15 protein-coding genes are annotated in these 19,215 nt (G+C 72.8%); 3 read left to right on the plus strand and 12 right to left on the minus strand.

Going from position 1 to position 19,215, the window contains the following annotated elements; all coding sequences use genetic code 11:
* Positions 1–131 precede the first annotated feature (131 nt).
* A complete protein-coding gene (locus SNR22_RS20375) occupies positions 132–1,865 on the plus strand; it encodes a metallophosphoesterase (protein ID WP_320068207.1) in 1,734 nt (577 codons plus the stop codon).
* Positions 1,866–1,929: 64 nt separating this feature from the next.
* Here the strand turns inward: SNR22_RS20375 and SNR22_RS20380 are convergent, their stop codons facing one another.
* From SNR22_RS20380 to tmk, 6 genes are all read right to left on the minus strand, one after another.
* Positions 1,930–2,766, minus strand: coding sequence for a regulatory iron-sulfur-containing complex subunit RicT (locus SNR22_RS20380; RefSeq protein ID WP_320068208.1), 837 nt, complete (start codon positions 2,764–2,766; stop codon positions 1,930–1,932).
* 293 nt (positions 2,767–3,059) lie between these two features.
* Positions 3,060–3,725: a hypothetical protein gene (locus tag SNR22_RS20385; RefSeq protein ID WP_320068209.1), complete on the minus strand. Its 666-nt coding sequence runs from the start codon at positions 3,723–3,725 to the stop codon at positions 3,060–3,062.
* Positions 3,725–4,030 (minus strand): hypothetical protein, encoded by a 306-nt coding sequence (locus SNR22_RS20390; RefSeq protein WP_320068210.1) that lies wholly within the window; start codon positions 4,028–4,030, stop codon positions 3,725–3,727. Before SNR22_RS20390 ends, SNR22_RS20385 begins: the two co-directional genes overlap by 1 nt.
* Entirely contained in the window at positions 4,031–4,360 is a 330-nt protein-coding gene (locus SNR22_RS20395; protein WP_320068211.1) for a YbaB/EbfC family nucleoid-associated protein, read from the minus strand.
* Between the two features lie 124 nt (positions 4,361–4,484).
* On the minus strand, positions 4,485–5,777 hold the full coding sequence (locus SNR22_RS20400) for a DNA polymerase III subunit delta' (protein WP_320068212.1): 1,293 nt from the start codon (positions 5,775–5,777) through the stop codon (positions 4,485–4,487).
* A complete protein-coding gene (tmk, locus tag SNR22_RS20405; protein WP_413775668.1) occupies positions 5,777–8,140 on the minus strand; it encodes a dTMP kinase in 2,364 nt (787 codons plus the stop codon). Before tmk ends, SNR22_RS20400 begins: the two co-directional genes overlap by 1 nt.
* 147 nt (positions 8,141–8,287) lie before the next feature.
* Between tmk and SNR22_RS20410 the strand changes: the two genes are divergently transcribed.
* Positions 8,288–9,496 carry an amino acid deaminase/aldolase gene (locus SNR22_RS20410; protein ID WP_320068213.1) on the plus strand — a complete coding sequence of 403 codons (1,209 nt, stop codon included), beginning with the start codon at positions 8,288–8,290 and terminating at the stop codon, positions 9,494–9,496.
* Between the two features lie 49 nt (positions 9,497–9,545).
* On the opposite strand, the gene SNR22_RS20415 is transcribed toward SNR22_RS20410, so the two are convergent.
* Positions 9,546–10,124, minus strand: a complete 579-nt coding sequence (locus tag SNR22_RS20415) for a TetR family transcriptional regulator (RefSeq protein WP_320068255.1) — start codon at positions 10,122–10,124, stop codon at positions 9,546–9,548.
* Positions 10,125–10,349: 225 nt separating this feature from the next.
* Here SNR22_RS20415 and SNR22_RS20420 point away from each other — a divergent pair, with 225 nt between their 5' ends.
* Positions 10,350–11,669 (plus strand): D-arabinono-1,4-lactone oxidase, encoded by a 1,320-nt coding sequence (locus SNR22_RS20420; RefSeq protein ID WP_320068214.1) that lies wholly within the window; start codon positions 10,350–10,352, stop codon positions 11,667–11,669.
* 70 nt (positions 11,670–11,739) lie between these two features.
* On the opposite strand, the gene SNR22_RS20425 is transcribed toward SNR22_RS20420, so the two are convergent.
* From SNR22_RS20425 to SNR22_RS20445, 5 genes are all read right to left on the minus strand, one after another.
* A complete protein-coding gene (locus SNR22_RS20425; RefSeq protein ID WP_320068215.1) occupies positions 11,740–12,120 on the minus strand; it encodes a DUF559 domain-containing protein in 381 nt (126 codons plus the stop codon).
* A gap of 61 nt (positions 12,121–12,181) precedes the next feature.
* Complete coding sequence (topA, locus tag SNR22_RS20430) at positions 12,182–15,016, minus strand: type I DNA topoisomerase (protein WP_320068256.1); 2,835 nt, start codon at positions 15,014–15,016, stop codon at positions 12,182–12,184.
* A gap of 371 nt (positions 15,017–15,387) precedes the next feature.
* Complete coding sequence (locus SNR22_RS20435) at positions 15,388–16,017, minus strand: hypothetical protein (protein WP_320068216.1); 630 nt, start codon at positions 16,015–16,017, stop codon at positions 15,388–15,390.
* Positions 16,008–16,550 (minus strand): hypothetical protein, encoded by a 543-nt coding sequence (locus SNR22_RS20440; protein ID WP_320068217.1) that lies wholly within the window; start codon positions 16,548–16,550, stop codon positions 16,008–16,010. Before SNR22_RS20440 ends, SNR22_RS20435 begins: the two co-directional genes overlap by 10 nt.
* 184 nt (positions 16,551–16,734) lie before the next feature.
* Positions 16,735–19,122 (minus strand): sodium-translocating pyrophosphatase, encoded by a 2,388-nt coding sequence (locus SNR22_RS20445; RefSeq protein ID WP_320068218.1) that lies wholly within the window; start codon positions 19,120–19,122, stop codon positions 16,735–16,737.
* Positions 19,123–19,215: the final 93 nt, after the last annotated feature.

Here is a 19,215-nt window from a genome sequence, read left to right on the forward strand (position 1 = left end):
ATCAGCAAGTCTACGGCACGCCCCGGCCACCGACGCAAACGGGATGAGCCACGACGATCAACCGGACATCCTGCCCGTCGCTGCCCACACCTGACAGCGCATGCCACCTCGCCGGGACTACGCTGCGGCGGGTGACCGACGATCCCACCCCCGTCGACGGCCCGGACGACGACTCCTTCGCCCGCTCCGCGCGCCGGCCCCGCAGCACGGATCCGCTGGAGCTGGGCTTCACCCCGCGCAAGCCGGTGCCCTGGCTCGCGCCGCTCCTGCTGATCAGCACCGGCCTGCGTACGCTGCTGGCGATGCTCTTCGGGGCGTACCTGGACAAGCGGGAGCTGCAGAACGCGTTCGGCGACGGGATCTTCCGCCAGGTCGGCCCGGACGGCGGGCTGTGGCTGGACTACGTGGCCGACCTCGGGGACGGCTTCAACAGCACATACTCCGTGGCGTACCTGCTCGCGCAGCCGGAGCTTCAGGTCGACGGGCACCGGCTGCCCCGGGCGCAGACCCTGGTGATGGGCGGCGACCAGGTCTACCCGTCGGCGTCCTACTCCGCCTACGAGGACCGGTGCAAGGGGCCGTACCAGGCCGCGCTGCCGGTCACGCCGCCCGGCCGGCCCACCCTGTTCGCGGTGCCGGGCAACCACGACTGGTACGACGGGCTGACCGCGTTCCTGCGGCTGTTCGTGCGGTCCCGGGACCGACACTTCGGCGGCTGGGCGACCGGGCAGTCCCGCTCGTACTTCGCGGTGGAGCTGCCCGCCGACTGGTGGCTGCTCGGCCTCGACGACCAGTCCGGCTCGTACCTGGACGACCCGCAGCTCACCTACTTCGACGCCGTGGCGAAGAAGCTGGGGCCGCAGAGCAGGGTGATCGTGGCCGTGCCGGCGCCCACCTGGGTGAAGGCCGGTGACGACCCCTCGGCGTACGACTCGATCGACTACTTCATCCGGACCATCGTCACCCCGACGGGCGCCCAGGTGCGGCTACTGGTCTCCGGCGACCTGCACCACTACGCCCGGTACACCGGCCCGGACCGGCAGTTGATCACCTGTGGCAGCGGCGGGGCGTACCTGTACCCCACCCACCACCTGCCCGAACGGATCGAGGTGCCGCCACGCGACACCCTCTCCCGACGGGCCAGCCGCACCCGCCCGTACGACCTGGTGGCCCGCTTCCCCGACAAGGCCCGCTCCCGGCGCTACGGCTGGGGGGTCTTCGGCCGGCTGCCGAGACGCAACCCGGGCTTCACCACCCTGCTCGGCACCCTGCACACCCTGCTGATGCTGGCGATGGCCGGGGTGGCGGCGAACCGGGGCGGCGGCACCGAACAGCGACTGTTCAGCGTCCCGCTGGTGGCGATGCTGGTGGTGACGATGCTCGGGGCGGGATTCTTCGCGAAGCCGCCCAGCGCCGGTGGGAAGCGACACGTCCGGCACTGGATCCTCGGGGTGGGGCATGGGCTGGCCCACGTGGCGCTGGCCGCCGCCGGGACGTGGGCCTGGCTGTCGCTGCCCCTCTACGACTGGACCTGGCCGCTGCCGGCGGTCGCCGCCGCGGTGGTGTACGGCCCGGTGATCGGCTTCCTGGCCGCCGAGTTGGTGGCGGCGTACCTCCTGGCTGCCGGGGCCTTCGGGGTGAACGTCAACGAGCTCTTCGCCGGCCAGGGCATCGAGGACGCCAAGGCGTTCCTGCGGATACGCATCGACCCCGACGGCACCCTGACCATCTACCCGGTCGCGGTGGACCGCGTCGCCCGTGACTGGAAGGTCAACGCCGACACCTCACCCGAGGCGTCCTGGCTGACCCCCACCCGTCCTCTTGCCCCGCGCCTGGCCGAGCCCCCCATCACCCTCCTCCCCTGACCGGGAGCGGGCCGACGGGTGGCCGTGCTGTCGTCACGGGCGGTTGCCGCGTGCCACCTGGGGGTCAGGCCGAGGGCCGGTCCTCGTAGGCTTGGCGCGACCCACAGACAGCGGCCAGGGAGCATCGCTTCACGGACCCGTCGGAGATCTGCCGGACGGTGACCGTCTCGCTCGGGGGATGACGGGACACCACCTTCGCTGTTCCCTCCGGCGTCTCGACCCGCTGACCGGATGCGGGATAGTCGCTGCTGCCGGAGTAGAGCGGGTGCTCGTATTTCAGGCAGCACATCAGCCGGCCACAGGCGCCGGAGATGCGCAGCGGGTTCAGCGGCAGGTCCTGGTCCTTGGCCATCCGGATGGTCACCGGCTCGAAGTCGGTGAGGAAGGTGGCGCAGCACAGGTCCCGGCCGCAGGAGCCGATGCCACCCTGTACCCGGGCGGAGTCCCGGGCGGAGAGCTGACGCAGCTCGACCCGGCAGTGCAGGGTCGCCCCGAGGTCGCGGACCAGGGAGCGGAAGTCGACCCGGTGCGGGGCGGTGAAGTAGACCGTGGTCCGGTCGCCATCGCCGTCGGCGGTGGCGAGGACGTGGTCGATCGCGACCACCTTCATCGGCAGGCTGTGCTCGCGGATCAGCCGCTTGGCGGCCACCTTCGCCTCGGCCTTGCGGCGCCGCAGCAACTCGTCGCGGCTGAGGTCTTCGTCCCCGGCGAGCCCGGCCAGCTTCGGGAAGCCGTCGGTGTCCTCGCCGACCCACTGGGCGGCCCAGACGCACTCCGCCACCTCGGGGCCGTCGTCGGTGGGGACCAGCACCCGGTCGCCCACCTGCGGGCGGAACTCGCCCGGATCGAGGTAGTAGAGCCGCCCGTACCGATTGAAGCTGACCGCGCAGAGCATGCCCATTCCCTCACCCTACGACGGCGCAACCGTCACCACCCGCCCAGCCCGTGTCCGCCCGGTCACCGGACGAAGCCATCCACCGACGTCGACTCGTACCATCGGTGCCGGCCCCTTGTCCCGATGCGCCTCGCCCGGACGGCTGATTCCGGGCCGAGGTGGACGACAAATGCCCGGCGGAGGCGTTGAGTGGGAGAAAGACCTGCGGGGGTGCAGGGGGAGACCACGGCGTCGCCGCCGGAAGCCCGGTCACGCCGGCGCACCGGCGCGACGCCGTGGTCGCGTCAGCCCGGGGAGCGTCAGCGGCCGACCCGGGTGACGGTGTCGTAGCGGGTCGGGCCGCCCGTCGACCCGCGCCAGGTTGTCTCCGCCAGGCTCGGCGACCACTGGCGCAGCAGCGTCTCCGCGCCGTCGTAGGCCACCCCGAGCATCGAGAGCACCCGGTAGGCGATGTCCGCCGCCGCGAGCAGCCCCACACCCCCGGCCTCGGTGCCCGGCGCGGCGGCGCGGACCCGGACCGCCTCGGTGGAGCCGAGCACGTCGGCCAGTGCCCGGGCCAGCGCGAGCCGGCTGCCCTCCACCCAGTCGGCTAGGGCGTCGGCGTATCCGGCCGTCGACTCCAGCCGGCCCACCAGGCTCTCCGGGCCCTCGTCGAGGTGACGCAGCAGCGTCGAACGCGCCTGGCCGTAAGCGGACGCGGCCGGCCCGGACCAGGCGACGGGGTCGGTGAGGGTGCGGCAGACCTCGTCGTACCCGCGGACGAGCGCCCGCACCGCGTGGCCGGCATCGGTCAGCGGCGCCGGGTGCAGGTCGAGGAAGCCCCGCACCGCGTCGCCCGGCAGCACCTGCATCCGACGCAGCAGCGGCCAGAGCCGGTGCCCCTCCGGCGCCCCGTCGGCGAGCAGCGTGTCGACCCGGCCGAGCAGTTCCAGGCCCGGCTCGGCGAGGCGGTCCAGGGCGTCCATCAGAACTCCCGGCCCAGCCGTCGGCGGGCGGCGTCGTCGACACCCGCGTAGCGGTCGGCGACGCCCCGCACGGTGGAGGCGGCGGCGGAGAGCCTGGCCGCCGCAACGGTCGCCTCCCGGGCCCGGTCGCCGGTGGCCTCGGTCCACCGCCGGTGCAGCGCCCGGCCGATCTCGCCGGGCCGGCCGGGGACGTGGATGCCGAACGCCGGTTGCGGCGGGTCGGTAGCGGTCACCGCGCGGGCCAGGGCGCCGAGGGTGGCGCTCGCCTCGTCCAGCTGGTCGGCGAGGGCTCGCAGCTCATCCATTCAGGCACCCGCCAGCGGCCGGTACGCGGCGAAGGTCTCGTTGTGCAGCTTCTCCCGGGCCCACTCGGCGGCGTCGGCGGCGGCGACCACCGCCGCCCGCACCGAGCCGGCGACGTCGCGGGGGTGACGGTTGTGCAGCGGGCCGAGGAACCGCACGTCGGTGATCCGGCCGCCCGCGGTGACCACCACCTCGACCAGCCCGTCCGGGGAGCGCACGGTGACCTCCACGGTCGCCACCGCCCGGTCGAACTCGGCCTGCAACGACTCGATGCGGCGGTAGCGCCGCACCGCCTCCTCGATCCAGGCCTCGTCGATCTCCCCCCGAGGCATCGCGGACTCCTCCCGGCAGTGCACGCACTGAGTGTGCCGCCACCGTCACCGCGGCATCACCGGACCGTACCGCACACCAATCGTGCGTGTCGATGGGCCGGCGAACCGGTCAGGGGTGGCCGGGTCAGCCCTTCCAGAGGGTCAGCATCATCGCCTCCACCGCGATCCGCGGCTTGACGTTCGCCTCGATGGCGGTCCGGCACTCCAACACGGCCTCCAGCCGGCGCAGCGACCCCTCGGCGTTCCACCGCTGCGCGCCGGCCTCGGCCAGCGGGGCGGTGTCGGTGTGCACCGGGGCGACCGGCGCGCGCAGGGCCATGGTCAGCGCGTCCCGGTAGAACCCGGCGAGGTCGACCAGGGCCCGGTCCAGGGCGTCCCGCTGGGCCCGGGTGGCCCGCGACTTCTGCCGCTTCTCCAGGTCCTTGATCTGGCCGGCGGACCCGCGCATCGCGCCGGCCGCGCCCCGTCCGGTGCCGCCCGCGCCGAGCGCGGTCTGCAACGCGGCCCGCTCGGCGGCGTCGCTCTCCGCCACGGCCGCCCCGGCCTCCGCCTCGGCGGCCTCGATCAGCGCGGACGCCGCGTCGAAGGCGGCGCCCACCCCGCTCAGCCGGCGCGGCACCGCGAGCACCGAATCGCGCCGTGCGCGGGCCTCCGGGTCGCGGGCGAGCCGCCGGGCCCGGCCCACGTGCCCCTGCGCGGCCGCCGCCGCCCACCGCGCCATCTCCGGCGCGACGCCGTCCCGGCGGACCAGCACCTCGGCCACCGCCTCGGGCGCCGGCTGCCGCAGCGGTACGACCCGACAGCGCGACCGGATCGTCACGGAGACGTCCTCCGGGTGGGTGGACGGGGCGCAGAGCATGAAGACCGTCCGTGGCGGCGGTTCCTCGACGGCCTTGAGCAGCGCGTTGCCGGCCGCCTCGGTGAGCCGGTCGGCGTCTTCGACGATCACCACCTGCCACCGGCCGCCGGACGGGGTGCTGGCCGCCCGGAGCACCAGGGCACGCATCTCGCCCACGCCGATGGAGAGGCCCTCGGGCACCACCAGCCGGACGTCGGCGTGGGTGCCGGTCAGCGTGGTGTGGCAGCCCTGGCACGCGCCGCAGCCGGTGCCGTGCGCGCACTGGAGGGCCGCGGCGAAGGCCCGCGCCGCCACCGAGCGCCCCGAGCCGGGCGGCCCGGTGAAGATCCACGCGTGGGTCATCCCCGCCCCGGGGTCGCCCGCGCCACCGCCCTCGGCGGCCTCGGACTCCGCCTCGGCGGCGAGGGCGTCGAGGTCGTCGTCCTCGGCCGGACCGGTGGTGGCCGCCGCGTGCGCGGCGGCGGCCTGGCGGAGGACGGCGGCGGCCGACGCGGCGGCGCGGCGCAGCGTGTCGACCGCCTCGTCCTGGCCGACCAGGTCGGCGAAGACGTCCGGCATCAGGTCCGATGCTCCATCGTCACCAGCTCCGAGTCGGATAACTCCGGCTGCACCGAGGTGTCCGGCCCCTGGGCGGGTCGGGGGTGCACGATGCCGGACAGGTCGACCAGGAACTCCTGCACCCGGCGGGCGACCGACGCGGTGGTTTCCCCGACCGGGCGGGACGCGTCGAGGACCAGGTAGCGCTTCGGGTCGTTCGCGGCGAGGTCGAGGAACGCGTACCGGACCCGCTCGTGGAAGGCGATGGACTCGGCCTCCAGCCGGTCGGCCCCGACGTTGCGCGACGCGACCCGGGACAGGCCGGTGTGCGGGTCGACGTCGAGCAGCACCACCAGGTCGGGCTTGAGCCCGCCGGTGGCCCAGGACGAGAGCCAGGAGACCTCGTCGACGGGGAGCGTCCGCCCGGCCCCCTGGTACGCCAGCGACGAGTCGACGTACCGGTCGCTGATCACCACCGCGCCCCGCACGAGCGCCGGCCGGACCACGGTCGCCACATGGTGCGCCCGATCGGCGGCGTAGAGCAGCGCCTCGGCGCGCGGCGACGGGGCCTCGTCGGAGGTGCCGAGCAGCAGCGAGCGGATCCGCTCGCCGACTTCGGTGGCGCCCGGCTCCCGGGTCACCACGACCTCCCGGCCCTGCCCGCGCAGCCGCTCGGCGAGCGCGGCGAGCTGGGTGGACTTGCCGGCGCCCTCGCCGCCCTCGAAGACCACGAAGAGCCCGCTGGAGACGAACTTCTCGGCCGGCATCAGCGGGCGGCCCCGGATCGACCCCCAGAGGTCGGCGAGGACCGGCACGCCCTTCTTGTCGTCCATCTGGCCGAACGCGCTGATCCCGGCGAAGATGCCGGCGGCCCCCGCGACGAGCAGCAGCAGCCGGGTGGAGGACACGGAGATGCCGAGGTCGGCGATGGCCAACCGGCGCGAGCCACCGACGCCGACCAGCAGGCTGCTCAGCCCGATGGCCAGGATCAGCACCAGCCGGGTGCCGATCTGCACCACCGCGAAGACCCGGCCGCGCACCTCGTCGGCGACCTCGCCGCCCAGCAGCGTGGTGCCGGCGAGGAAGGCCATGCCGGCGCCGGCGCCGACCAGGATCGCGCCGAGAATCGCCATCGACAGGTGGACGGCGAACGCGAGCACCAGCACGGATGCGCTGGCCAGCACGATGCTCATGCCGAACCAGCGCCGCCGGGACATGTCCCGCACGATCATCGGGCCGAGCCCGATGCCCACGGCCAGGCCGATGAACATCGCGCCGAAGAGCAGGTAGAAGGCGGCGTCGCCGGCGCCGAGCGAGGCGGCGAAGAACTTCGCCGTGCCGATCACGATGCCACCGCCGGCAAAAGCGCCGAAGATGCCGAGCACCAGGCCGCGCACCAGCGGGGTCTGGCCGATGTATTTCCAGCCCTCGGTGAACTGGCTCATCATGCCCTGCTCGGTGCGCTCCGCCTCGGTGGCCTGCGTCTGGCTGATCTCCTTGATCCCGAGGGCGACCACCAGTGCGGTGGCCAGCCGGGAGAACGCGTTGAACCAGAGCGCAAGCTGGGCCGGCTCGGCCCAGGACGAGATCTCGCCGCCGGTCGCGCCCCGGACACCACGGTCGAGCAGGGCCAAGCCGAGCGCGGCGGCGATCGGGGTGAGGCCGTAGGTGGTGATCAGGGTGAGCTGGTTGGCCGCCTCCAGCCGGGCGCGCGGGATCAGGTTCGGGACCGCGGCCTCCTTGGCCGGGATCCACAGCAGGGTGATCGTCTCGATCAGGAAGGTGGCGATCGCCGCCCAGCCGACCACCAGGCCGCCGCTGGCCCCGGTGAGGGCGAAGAGCGGGATGGAGGCGAAGAGCAGGAAGCGCAGCACGTCGCAGATGACCATCGTCCAGCGCCGGTCGAACCGGTCGGCGAGGACGCCGGCCACCGGGCCGAGGATCAGCGCGGGCAGCAGCCGGATGGCGATCAGGGTGCCGAACGCGGCGCCCTGCGCGGTGCTGCCCGAGACCTGGGCGGCGGCGAAGACGGAGGTGGCGAGCAGGCCCAGCCAGTCGCCGAAGGAGGCAACGCCGAGCACGATCCAGAGCCGGCGGAAGGGCCGGATGCGCAGCACGGAGCGGATCGCGGCGGCCCCGGAGCGGTCAGCCGCCTGAGTCCCGGTCGCGCCGCCGGCCGGAGGGCCGGACTCGCCGGGGGCACCGCCGGGCGGGCCGGTGACCGCTGCGTCGGCGGGGCCGGTGGCCGCTGCGCCGGGCTGTGTGCCGGACGGGCCGGTGGCCGCGGCACCGGACTGGTCACCGGGCGACGACACGCCGGGCGACTCGCCGTTGTTCTGGCTTTCGATGGCCGTACCTCCACGTGCCGACCCAATGCTGGGCAGTCCCGGTGCAACACTCTAGTCCCGGTCGGGCGTCTTCCCGTCCGCGACATCGCCTGCTCGCCGAGCCTAGGCCGCTGATGCCACCGACCGCAGCCAGGCATACGCGAGGGTATTTCGCATTGACCGTTCGACAGTTAGCGTGCACACGTGGCCACCGAAAGCGACATACTGCGCGAGCGCCTGGACCGGGCGACCGCACACCTCGACCCGCCGTACGCGGCGGTCGACCTGACAGCGTTCGACGCCAACGCGGCAGCGCTACCCACCCGCACCGGGGGCAAGCCGATCCGGGTCGCCAGCAAGTCCGTGCGGGCCCGTGAGCTGCTCGGACGCGTGCTGGGCCAGCCCGGCTGGGCGGGGGTGATGGCATTCACCCTGCCCGAGGCGAGCTGGCTGGTCCGCACCGGCGTGACCGATGACGCGCTGGTGGCGTACCCGACGGCCGACCGGGCCGCGCTCGCCGAGCTGACCGCCGACGAGACGCTGGCCCGGGCGGTCACCCTGATGGTCGACAGCACCGACCAGCTCGACCTCATCGACGCGATCGCCGCGCCGGGAAGTCGACCACCGCTGCGGGTCTGCCTCGACCTCGACGCCTCGTGGCGGCCCCTGGGCGGGCGGGTGCACGTCGGGGTGCGCCGCTCCCCGGTGCACAGCGCCCGGGCGTCCGGCGCGCTCGCCGCCACCATCGTCAACCGGCCGGGCTTCCGGCTGGTCGGCCTGATGTCGTACGAGGCGCACATCGCCGGCATGGGCGACGCCCCGCCGGGGCGGGCGGCGCTGGCGGCCGCGATCCGGGCGGCGCAGCGCGGGTCGTACCGCGAGTTGCTGGCCCGCCGGGGCGCGGCGGTCGCCGCGGTACGCGAGCACGCCGAGCTGGAGTTCGTCAACGGCGGCGGCACGGGCAGCGTGGCGGCGACCAGTGCCGATCCCGCGGTCACCGAGGTCACCGCGGGATCCGGCCTTTACGGGCCGACGCTGTTCGACGCGTACCGTGCCTGGCGCCCCACCCCGGCGGCGTTCTTCGCCTGCACGGTGGTTCGCCGCCCGACGCCCGAGCTGGCCACGGTGCTCGGCGGCGGCTGGATCGCCTCGGGTCCGGCTGCCGACACCCGCCTGCCCACCCCGTGGCTGCCGACCGGGCTGAAGCTGATCGGCGCGGAGGGCGCCGGCGAGGTGCAGACCCCGCTGTCCGGCCCGGCGGCGGCTAACCTGCGGGTCGGTGACCGGGTCTGGTTCCGGCACGCCAAGGCGGGCGAGCTCTGCGAGCGCGTCAACGAGTTGCACCTGGTCGAGGGCGACCGGGTGGTCGCCACCGTCCCCACCTACCGGGGGGAGGGCCACGCCTTCCTGTAGCCGCCCCGAACGGGCTCCAGGAAGGGTCGGCCGCCCCCCGGCGGCGGGATCAGGACGAGGTCGGAGCGGCGTCGGCCGGGACGGTGACGTGCCGGTGCAGGTATTCCCGGATGACCGCTTTGGCCTCGGCGAGCACCCGCTCGTCGCCCTCGGCGCTGCGGCGGAACGCCAGCTTGATCAGGGCGTCCGCGACCTCGACGGCGACCTCCAGGCAGAACCGCAGGCGTGGCTCGTCGACCATCCCGAAGCGCTCGGTGAGCACCCGGGCCAACTGGTCGGCGATCACGCCGTTGTTGTCCCGCTGCTCGTCGAGCAGGTGCAGGTCGACCACGTCGCCGAAGTGCAGGGTACGGAACCCGGGGACGGTGCGGTGCATCGTGATGTACTCGTCGATGCCCGCGTCGACCCCGTCCCACCAGTGGGTCAGGTCGTCGGAGGCGAACCGCTCGTCGAGCCGCTGGAGATAGGACTCCATGGTGCGCAGGGTCAACGCCTGCACGATCGCCCGCTTGTCCGGGAAGAACTGGTAGACCGATCCGATCGCCACCTCGGCGCGTTCGGCGAGCAGGGTCGTGGTCAGACCCTCGTACCCCACCTCGTCGACGAGTTCGGCACAGGCGTCCAGCATCCGCTGGACCCGCGCCACGCTTCGACCCTGGACCGGTACCCGGCGCAGTGGCCCGGTCGTGGCGGCTGGTGTGGACACTCGGCGCCACCCCCCTTCGACAGATGAACATATCTGCACGTCACGAGTGCGTGACTACCGGTACAACGAGCGGACCTCGATTCCGGTATTTACCAGGCACAACGTTCCTGATATGAAGACAGTTCATATTCATCTCGAGGAGCGCGCATGGCCAGCACCGCACCGCTCACCACCCCCGCCTGGACCAACTGGGCCGGCAACCAGCGCAGCAGCGCCACCGCCATCCTCCGCCCCCGCACCGTCGCCGACGTCACCGAGGCCGTCCAGGCCGCCGCGGCGGCCGGTGAACGGATCCGGCCAGTCGGCAGTGGCCACTCCTTCACCCCCGTCGCCCGCACTGACGACCGCCGGATGGAGCTGACCGAACTGGACACGGAGGTACGGATCGACCGGGGCCAACGCCTGGTAACCGTACCGGCCGGAATGCCGCTGCACCGACTCAACGCCCTGCTCGCCGCGAACGGTCTGGCCCTGCCCAACCTCGGCGACATTGACGCGCAGACCATCGCCGGGGCGATCTCCACCGGCACCCACGGCACCGGGGCCGGGTACGGCTGCCTGTCGACCTTCGTCGAGGCGCTCACCCTGGTCACCGGCACCGGCGAGGTGCTGCACTGCTCCACCGAGGAGCACCCGGACGTCTTCGCCGCCGCCCGGGTCTCCCTCGGTGCGCTCGGCGTGCTGACCGAGGTGACCCTGCGCTGCGTGGACGCCTTCGTGCTGCGGGCCCACGAACGTCCCGCCGCGCTGGCCGAGGTCCTCTCCGACCTGCCGGCCCTGATCGCCGGCCACGACCACGTGGAGTTCTACTGGTTCCCGTATACCGACCGGGTGCAGGTCAAGACCAACGACCGGGTGCCGACCGACGACCGGCCATTGCCCCGCTGGCGCGGCTGGCTGGACGACGAGTTCCTCTCCAACACCGTCTTCGCCGGCGCCTGCCGGCTCGGCCGGGCCGTGCCCGCGCTGGCCCCGAAGATCAGCGCGGTCTCGGCCCGGGCGCTCACCGAGCGCACCTACACCGGCCGCTCCGACGCGGTCTTCTGCACCCCGCGCCGGGTCCGCTTCGTGGAGATGGAGTACGGCCTGCCGCGCGCCGCCCTCCCCGCGGCGCTGGAGGCGCTGCGCCGGATCATCGACGGGCTCCCCGTCAAGGTGCTCTTCCCGGTCGAGGTCCGGTTCACCGCACCGGACGACATCTGGCTGTCGCACGGGTACGGGCGCGAGTCGGCGTACATCGCCGTCCACCAGTACGTGGGGATGCCGTACGAGCCGTACTTCCGCGCCTTCGAGGAGGTCGCCGCCGGACTGGGCGGGCGCCCCCACTGGGGAAAGCTGCACTGGCGCGACGCGAGTTCGCTGGCCCCGGCCTACCCAAGATTCGCCGACTTCCAAGCCATGCGAACCCGCCTGGACCCGACCGGAGTCTTCGGCTCCCCCCACCTGACCCACCTCTTCGGCGCCTGACCGTGCAGATCTTGGAAGCGGATGACCCCCAGAGGGGCCAAAGTCTTCCAAGATCTGGACGGATCTTCCGTCAACCGGGCCAGCCTGCGGCGCGCAGGGCCGCCCTCAGCTGGGCGATGACCTCTTCGGGGCGGGCGCGGACGGCCCAGGAGGGAAAGCGGAGCACCCGATCCCCGTCCACCCAGAGCGCGTTCTGTCGGAGCATGTCGGCCCACGCCTGACGGGGGTCGAAGTGCTGGCCGCCGTCGATCTCGACGTGCACCCGCCACTCCTGGCGCCAGCGGCGGGTGTCGACCCGGTGCCGGATCGTCTTGCGGGACAGGTGCCGAAGTGCTTGGCGGAGGCTGATCACCTCCTCCTGGCGAAAGAGTAGCCAGGTCAACTCGTCGGCGTCGTCGGCCGGCAACGCCCGCCGCCAGCCCGCCAACGCCTTCCGATCACGACTGCCCACCCGTCGACCCTGCCCGACCCGAGGGCTCTTCCGCTGCCCCTGTGGACAACGTCGAGCGCTGTCACTCGGCGGAGCTGGGGGCCGTCCTCTTTGCCGGGGTGGCCTTCTTGGCCGTGGCCTTCGTCGCCTTGGCGGCGGTCGACTTCGTGGCCGTCGACTTCGTGGCCGTCGACTTCTTGGCCGCCGTGGTCTTCTTCGCCGGTGCCTTCTTCGCGGGCGCTTTCTTCGCCGCCGCCTTCTTCTTCGGGGCCGGGCCCTTCGCGCGCTTCTCGGCGAGCATCTCGGATGCCTGCTCGATGGTCAGCTCCTCCGGGGTCTGCCCCCGGCGCAGAGACGCGTTGAACTCGCCGTCGGTCACGTACGGGCCGAACCGGCCGTCCTTGATGACCAGCGGCTTCTCGGTCAGCGGGTCGACACCCATCTCCCGCAGCGGGGGCGCGGCGGCCCGGCGCTGGCGGTTCTTCGGGGCCGCCAGCAGGGCCAACGCCTCGTCGAGCGTGACGGTGAACATCTTCTCTTCCGAGTCCAGCGAGCGGAACTCGTCACCCTGCTTGACGTACGGGCCGTAGCGGCCGTTGTTGGCGAACACCTCGACGCCGTCCGCGGCCACCCCGAGCAGCCGGGGAAGGCTGAGCAGCTTCAGCGCCTCGGTGAGGGTCAGCGAGTCCGGCGACTGCGAGCCCAGCAACGACGACTTCCGCTCGCCGCTGGCCACGTACGGGCCGTACCGGCCGGACTTGAGCAGGATCGGCTCCCCGGTGGCCGGGTCGTCGCCGAGCTTGCGCTCGCCGCCCCCGCCGAGGAACAGTTCGTACACCTTCTCCACGGTCAGCTCGTCCGGGGCCAGCCCTTCGGGGATCGGCGCCCGGTCGCCCTGGCCGCCGCCCTCCTCGCCGTCGGCGTTCGCCGCCGGCTCGCCGCCGGGCAGCTCCCGCTGGAGGTACGGCCCGTAGCGGCCGACCCGGACCACGACCTCGCGCCCCTCGTCGTCGGTGAACAGCGGGATCGAGTTGACGCTGCGCGCGTCGATCTCGCTGAGGTTCTCCGTGACCAGCTTCTTCAGCCCGCCGGAGCGGGCGATGGTCTGGTCGCCGGCGCCATTGGCGCTGCCGAAGTAGAACGCGGTGAGGAAGTCGACCGCCGCGTGGTCACCGCCGGCGATCTCGTCCAGCTCGTTCTCCATGCTGGCGGTGAAGTCGTAGTCGACCAGCCGGGGGTAGTGCCGTTCCAGCAGGCCGATCACGGCGAACGCCAGGAAGGTCGGGATGAGGGCCTGGCCGCGCTTCGTCACGTACCCGCGGTCCTGGATCGTCTGCATGATCGACGCGTACGTCGACGGGCGGCCGATGCCCAGCTCCTCCATGGCCTTGACCAGCGACGCCTCGGTGTACCGCGACGGCGGCTGGGTGTGGTGGCCCTGCGCGGCCAGTTCGTCGGCGGTCAGCGGCTGGTCCTTGACCAGGTTGGGCAGCCGGCGCTCGGCGTCCTCGGCCTCGGCGTTCTCGTCGTCGGACGACTCGACGTAGGCGCGCAGGAAGCCCGGGTCGGTGATGGTCTTGCCGGTCGCCCCGAAGTCGGCCTCCTCCTGGGCGGTGGAGACCGCGCGGATGCGCACCGACACGCTGGAGCCGACCGCGTCGGTCATCTGCGAGGCGATGGTGCGCCGCCAGATCAGCTCGTAGAGCTTGAACTCCTCGCCCGAGAGCTCCTTGGCCACCTCGCCCGGGGTGCGGAAGTTGTCCCCCGCCGGGCGGATCGCCTCGTGCGCCTCCTGGGCGTTCTTCACCTTGCCGGTGTAGCGGCGCGGCTCCGGCGGAACGCTGCGCTCGCCGTACAGCTCGATGATCTGCCGGCGGGCCGCCGAGATGGCGGTCTCCGACAGGTTCACCGAGTCGGTACGCATGTAGGTGATGTAGCCGTTCTCGTAGAGCCGCTGCGCGGTGCGCATCGTCTGCTGCGACGAGAACCGCATCTTGCGGGCCGCCTCCTGCTGGAGGGTAGAGGTGATGAACGGCGCGTACGGGCGGCGGCGGTAGGGCTTCTCCTCGACCCGGGTGACCTTGAACGGCCGCCCCTCGAGTCGGGCGGACAGGCCGCGCGCGCCGCCGGCGTCGAGGTGCACCACGCCGGCGCCCGCCCTGACCTTGCCGGTGGTCGCCTCGAAGTCCTTGCCGGTGGCGATCCGGTCGCCGTTCAGCGCCACCAGGGTCGCGTTGAAGGTGCGCGGCCCCTCGCCGGGGTTGGCCACCGCCAGGGTGGCCAGGATGTTCCAGTACTCGGCGGTGCGGAACGCCATCCGCTGCCGCTCCCGCTCGACCACGATCCGGGTCGCCACGGACTGCACCCGGCCGGCCGAGAGCTTCGGCATGACCTTCTTCCACAGCACCGGGGAGACCTCGTAGCCGTAGAGCCGGTCGAGGATGCGCCGGGCCTCCTGGGCGTCGACCAGGTCCCGGTCGATCTCGCGGGGGTTCGCCACCGCGGCCTGGATCGCCGGCTTGGTGATCTCGTGGAAGACCATCCGCTTGACCGGCACCTTGGGCTTGAGCGTCTCGACCAGGTGCCAGGCGATGGCCTCGCCCTCCCGGTCCTCGTCCGTCGCCAAGAGGATCTCGTCGACCTCCTTGGCCAGCTTCATCAGCTTGCTGATCTGCTGCTTGCGGTCCGACGAGACCACGTAGAGGGCCTGGAAGCCGTTGTCGACGTCGACGCCGAGGCGCGCCCACGACTCGCCCTTGTACTTGGCCGGCACGTCGGCGGCGTTGCGTGGCAGGTCGCGGACGTGACCGAAGCTGGCCTCCACGACGTACCCCGGGCCGAGGTAGCCCGAGATCGTCTTGGCCTTCGCCGGTGACTCGACGATGACCAGACGGGTGGTCCTGGCGTTGCTCGGCACGTCTCCCGCGACCTCACTCCTGCTCATTGCCGGGCGGTTCCCGGGCGCGGACCATCCTCGATCCGCCGGAACCGTCGGCCGTCCGGATGTCCAACGTAACGCGCTGCCCGCGTTTCGGGTTTCGCGGGCGGCGAATCGCCCGCCCGAGCTCCGGGGCGCCGGGGGCGGTCTTGCCGGACGGCGCCACCGTACACCGTGAGTAGGGTCCCGAGCGGGCCACTGTGACCGTGCCGCCCCTTCGGCAACCGCCGAGCAGCCCCTTCGGGTCGTGCGCAGACTGCCGAAGTGTCCCCCACCGAATGCCCCGATCCGGCCTCGATCGTGCCGGCGGTCGAGCCGGCTACGCCGCTGCGGGGCGACGGCACACCCGGTCAGGGGCGGGGTGGCCAGTCGGAGGGCGGGGCGGCGGTCGGGGGGTCGCCGATGAGGTCGGCGAGGCGGGCGAGGCGGCGCCGGCCGGTGATCCGGTACGCGGGCCCGCCGGCCGGTGCGTCGAGCAGTGCCGCCGGCAGGCCGACGGCGGACAGGGCCGCGCCGACCCGCTCCTGGCACGCCTCGCCGTCGAGGCCGAGGCGGAGCAGGAAACCGGGCGGGGTGGCCGTGCCCGCGGCGGCCACCCAGAGCCGCAGGCGTCGACCGTTGAGGTGGAATCCGGCGGGTGGCCGCTTCACCGCAGCGGGGGTCGGCGGGTCGTGGAGCCAGGCGACCGCCAGGGGCGCCAGCGTGCTCGTGTACGAGGTGCGGACCAGGTGCCGGCGGTCGGGGGTCGCCTCCCAGCTGGCGGCGAGCCCGCGGCGGGCCAGTTCGGCGACGAGCACGTGCACCCGCCAGGCGGCGTCCACAACGATCGACAGCCGCGCGGTGCCCCCCATCCGGAACACCTCCCCTGGGCCGGTGAGCAGGCCGGCCAGGTCGGCGACGGACGGGTCCGCCGCCTCGGCGCCGAACAGCGACAGTTGGCGGACCGGGTCGGGCGGTCGGTCGGGGGGCGTCAGCGGCACTCCGGGACCTCGTCGAAGGCCTGCTTCAGTTCTTCGGAGCTGAGCCGGCTGGTGTCCAGGGCGCTGGCGTCGTACTCCTTGTTGAGGGTCTCCACGGCAGCGCGCACGCCGTCGTAGAAGGCGGTGGGCTCACCGGTGCCCAGCCCGCCGATGGTGCCCCGGGCCCGGCCGTAGGCGTCGCGCACCTTGCCCAGCGAGGCCTGGAAGCCCGCCGAGATCTCCTCGCCGTGGTCGGTCTCCGGGATGCCGGCGTCGTCGACCTTGCGGCGGGCGGTCTCGCTGGCCTGTTCCGCGCCGGCGAAGAGCCGCACCAGGTTCTCCTTCGCCTGCGCCGGGGTGGTTTTCGCGGTCATCTGCTGCTGGGTGCTGCTGGTCAGTTTGTTGATCTCAGCACGCCAGGGGGTGAGCGCCTCACAGACCGACGAGGCCCAGGCCCGGGGGCTGGGGCCGCCGCCGCACGCGGCCAGCGTCAGGGCGAGCGTGGCGAGGACCACCATGAGCTTTCCGGCGGTCGCCGCCCGGCACGTGCGCATGCGTTGCAGCGTACGGCCTTCGCGCCGATGTGCCACCGTTCGGTTTGCCGGTCCCGGCCGTCGGCGGGCGACAACGACCGCCCACCGCCCGCCGAGATGGAGTTCCGACGACGGGCCCCCGGCCGGGACGTGGCGCGGGTTCCCGGCCGGCGGTGGGCCGGCCGGGAACCCGCTGTGTCACCGCTCAGGCGTTGATCGTCTCCGGCCGCTGGTCGGCGCTGCCGCTGCCGCTACCACTGCCGTCGGCGGAGTCGTCCATCGCGATGCCCTTGCGCTTGCTGAAGACCACCGACGCCACGATGATCAGCGTGGCCACCACGGCGATGCTGATCCGCAGGCCGACGTTGCGCTCGTCGCCCACGCTCCATGCCACGACGGCTGGCGCGATCAGCAGCGAGACCAGGTTCATCACCTTGATCAGCGGGTTGATCGCCGGGCCGGCGGTGTCCTTGAACGGGTCGCCGACGGTGTCGCCGATGACCGTGGCGGCGTGCGACTCGGAGCCCTTGCCGCCGTACGCGCCATCCTCGACGAGCTTCTTGGCGTTGTCCCAGGCACCACCGGAGTTAGACAGGAACACCGCCATCAGGGTGCCGGCGCCGATCGCCCCGGCCAGGTACGCCGCCAGCGCGCCCGGCCCGAGGCCGAAGCCGACCGCGATCGGGGCGAGGATGGCGAGCAGGCCGGGGGTCATCAGCTCGCGCTGCGCGTCCCGGGTGCAGATGTCGACGACCTTGCCGTACTCGGGGCGCTGGGTGCCGTCCATGATCCCGGGCAGCTCGCGGAACTGCCGGCGGACCTCCATCACGACCGCGCCGGCCGAGCGGGAGACCGCGTTGATGGCGAGGCCGGAGAAGAGGAAGACCACCGCGGCGCCGATGATCAGGCCGACCAGGTTGCGGGGGTTCGCCACGTTCAGCGAGTTGAGGATCTCGGTCCCGACATCGCCCACGCCCGCGTCGGCGTACGCCGTGCGCAGCGTGTCGGTGTACGAACCGAACAGCGCGGTCGCGGCGAGGACCGCCGTGGCGATCGCGATGCCCTTGGTGATCGCCTTGGTGGTGTTGCCGACCGCGTCCAGTTCGGTGAGGATCCGGGCGCCGTTCTCGTCGATGTCACCGGACATCTCGGCGATGCCCTGGGCGTTGTCGGAGATCGGCCCGAAGGTGTCCATCGCGACGATCACGCCGACGGTGGTGAGCAGGCCGGTGCCGGCCAGCGCCACGGCGAAGAGCGACAGCGTGATGGAGCCGCCGCCGAGCAGGAACGCGCCGAAGACGCCCGCGCCGATGAGCAGCGCCGAGTAGACCGCCGACTCGAGGCCGATGCTGATGCCGGCGAGGATGACGGTGGCCGCGCCGGTCTGCGAGCTCTTGCCGATGTCCTGCACCGGGCGCCGGGTGGTCTCGGTGAAGTAGCCGGTCAGCGCCTGGATCGCGGCGGCCAGCACGATGCCGATGATTACCGCGGCGATGGTCACCCCACGCGGGCCCAGCGGCGGGTCCCCGCCGTCGACGCCGAGGCTCTCCCGCCACTGCGGCCCGAGCAGGTCGGCCCAGGTCGGCTTCAGGTAGGCGTAGGAGGCGATCGCGACCAACACCGCCGAGACCAGGGCGGAGATGTAGAAGGCCCGGTTGATCGCGGTGAGGCCGTTGCGGTCGGAGACGCGCAGCCGGGTGATGAACACGCCGACGATCGCCACCAGCACGCCGATCGTGGAGATGATCAGCGGGAGGACCAGGCCCTCGTCGCCGAACGCGGCCCGGCCGAGGATCAGCGCGGCGACCAGCGTGACCGCGTACGACTCGAAGAGGTCGGCGGCCATGCCGGCGCAGTCGCCGACGTTGTCCCCCACGTTGTCGGCGATGGTGGCCGCGTTGCGTGGGTCGTCCTCGGGGATGCCCTTCTCGACCTTGCCGACCAGGTCGGCGCCGACGTCGGCGGCCTTGGTGAAGATGCCGCCGCCGACCCGCATGAACATGGCCAGCAGGGCGGCGCCGAAGCCAAAGCCCTCCAGCACGGTCGGTGCGTCGCCCTTGAACAGGAGGACGACCAGTGCCGCGCCGAAGAGGCCGAGACCGACGGTGAGGAAGCCGACCACGCCACCGGTGCGGAAGGCGATCTTCATGGCGCCCTCCCGGCCGCCGACCGCCTCCCGGGCCGCGGCGGCGACCCGCAGGTTCGCGCGGGTGGCCAGCCACATGCCGGCGCCGCCGATGAACGCGCTGAACAGGGCGCCCACCACGAAGAAGGCGGACCGGCCGATCTTCACCGCGATCTCGCTGCCGTCGGTGTCATGCACCGGCAGCAGGAAGAGCAGCACCACGGCGATCACCACGAAGATCGCGAGGGTCCTGAACTGCCGGAGCAGGTAGGCCGAGGCCCCCTCCTGTACCGCCCCGGAGATCTCCTGCATGTTGGTGGTGCCCTTACCGGCTGCCAGTACCGCCTTGGTCAAGGCGGCGGCGAAGACGAGTGCCACCAGCGCGATGACCGCGGCGATGACGACATACGTCAGGTTGGCTCCGGTAAGGGACAGTGCGCCGCCGTCGGCGGCCAAGGTCCCGGACATCTGTGTCCTCCTGTACCGAACGCTCGCGCCGGCCGGTGGAGACGCACAGACCGACGCCTGGATGCGGATTTCGCAAGCACGCCGACTCCACCT

Source organism: Micromonospora sp. RTGN7 (genome assembly GCF_033804645.1).
Taxonomy (GTDB): domain Bacteria; phylum Actinomycetota; class Actinomycetes; order Mycobacteriales; family Micromonosporaceae; genus Micromonospora.

Excerpts from the sequence above, each read along its gene's own strand:
- SNR22_RS20445 (WP_320068218.1), bottom strand. The coding sequence starts at position 19,122 with ATGTCCGGGACCTTGGCCGCCGACGGCGGCGCACTGTCCCTTACCGGA.
- SNR22_RS20390 (WP_320068210.1), bottom strand. The coding sequence starts at position 4,030 with ATGGATGAGCTGCGAGCCCTCGCCGACCAGCTGGACGAGGCGAGCGCC.
- SNR22_RS20395 (WP_320068211.1), bottom strand. The coding sequence starts at position 4,360 with ATGCCTCGGGGGGAGATCGACGAGGCCTGGATCGAGGAGGCGGTGCGG.
- SNR22_RS20385 (WP_320068209.1), bottom strand. The coding sequence starts at position 3,725 with ATGGACGCCCTGGACCGCCTCGCCGAGCCGGGCCTGGAACTGCTCGGC.
- SNR22_RS20415 (WP_320068255.1), bottom strand. The coding sequence starts at position 10,124 with ATGCTGGACGCCTGTGCCGAACTCGTCGACGAGGTGGGGTACGAGGGT.
- SNR22_RS20420 (WP_320068214.1), top strand. The coding sequence starts at position 10,350 with ATGGCCAGCACCGCACCGCTCACCACCCCCGCCTGGACCAACTGGGCC.
- SNR22_RS20400 (WP_320068212.1), bottom strand. The coding sequence starts at position 5,777 with ATGCCGGACGTCTTCGCCGACCTGGTCGGCCAGGACGAGGCGGTCGAC.
- SNR22_RS20440 (WP_320068217.1), bottom strand. The coding sequence starts at position 16,550 with ATGCGCACGTGCCGGGCGGCGACCGCCGGAAAGCTCATGGTGGTCCTC.
- SNR22_RS20380 (WP_320068208.1), bottom strand. The coding sequence starts at position 2,766 with ATGGGCATGCTCTGCGCGGTCAGCTTCAATCGGTACGGGCGGCTCTAC.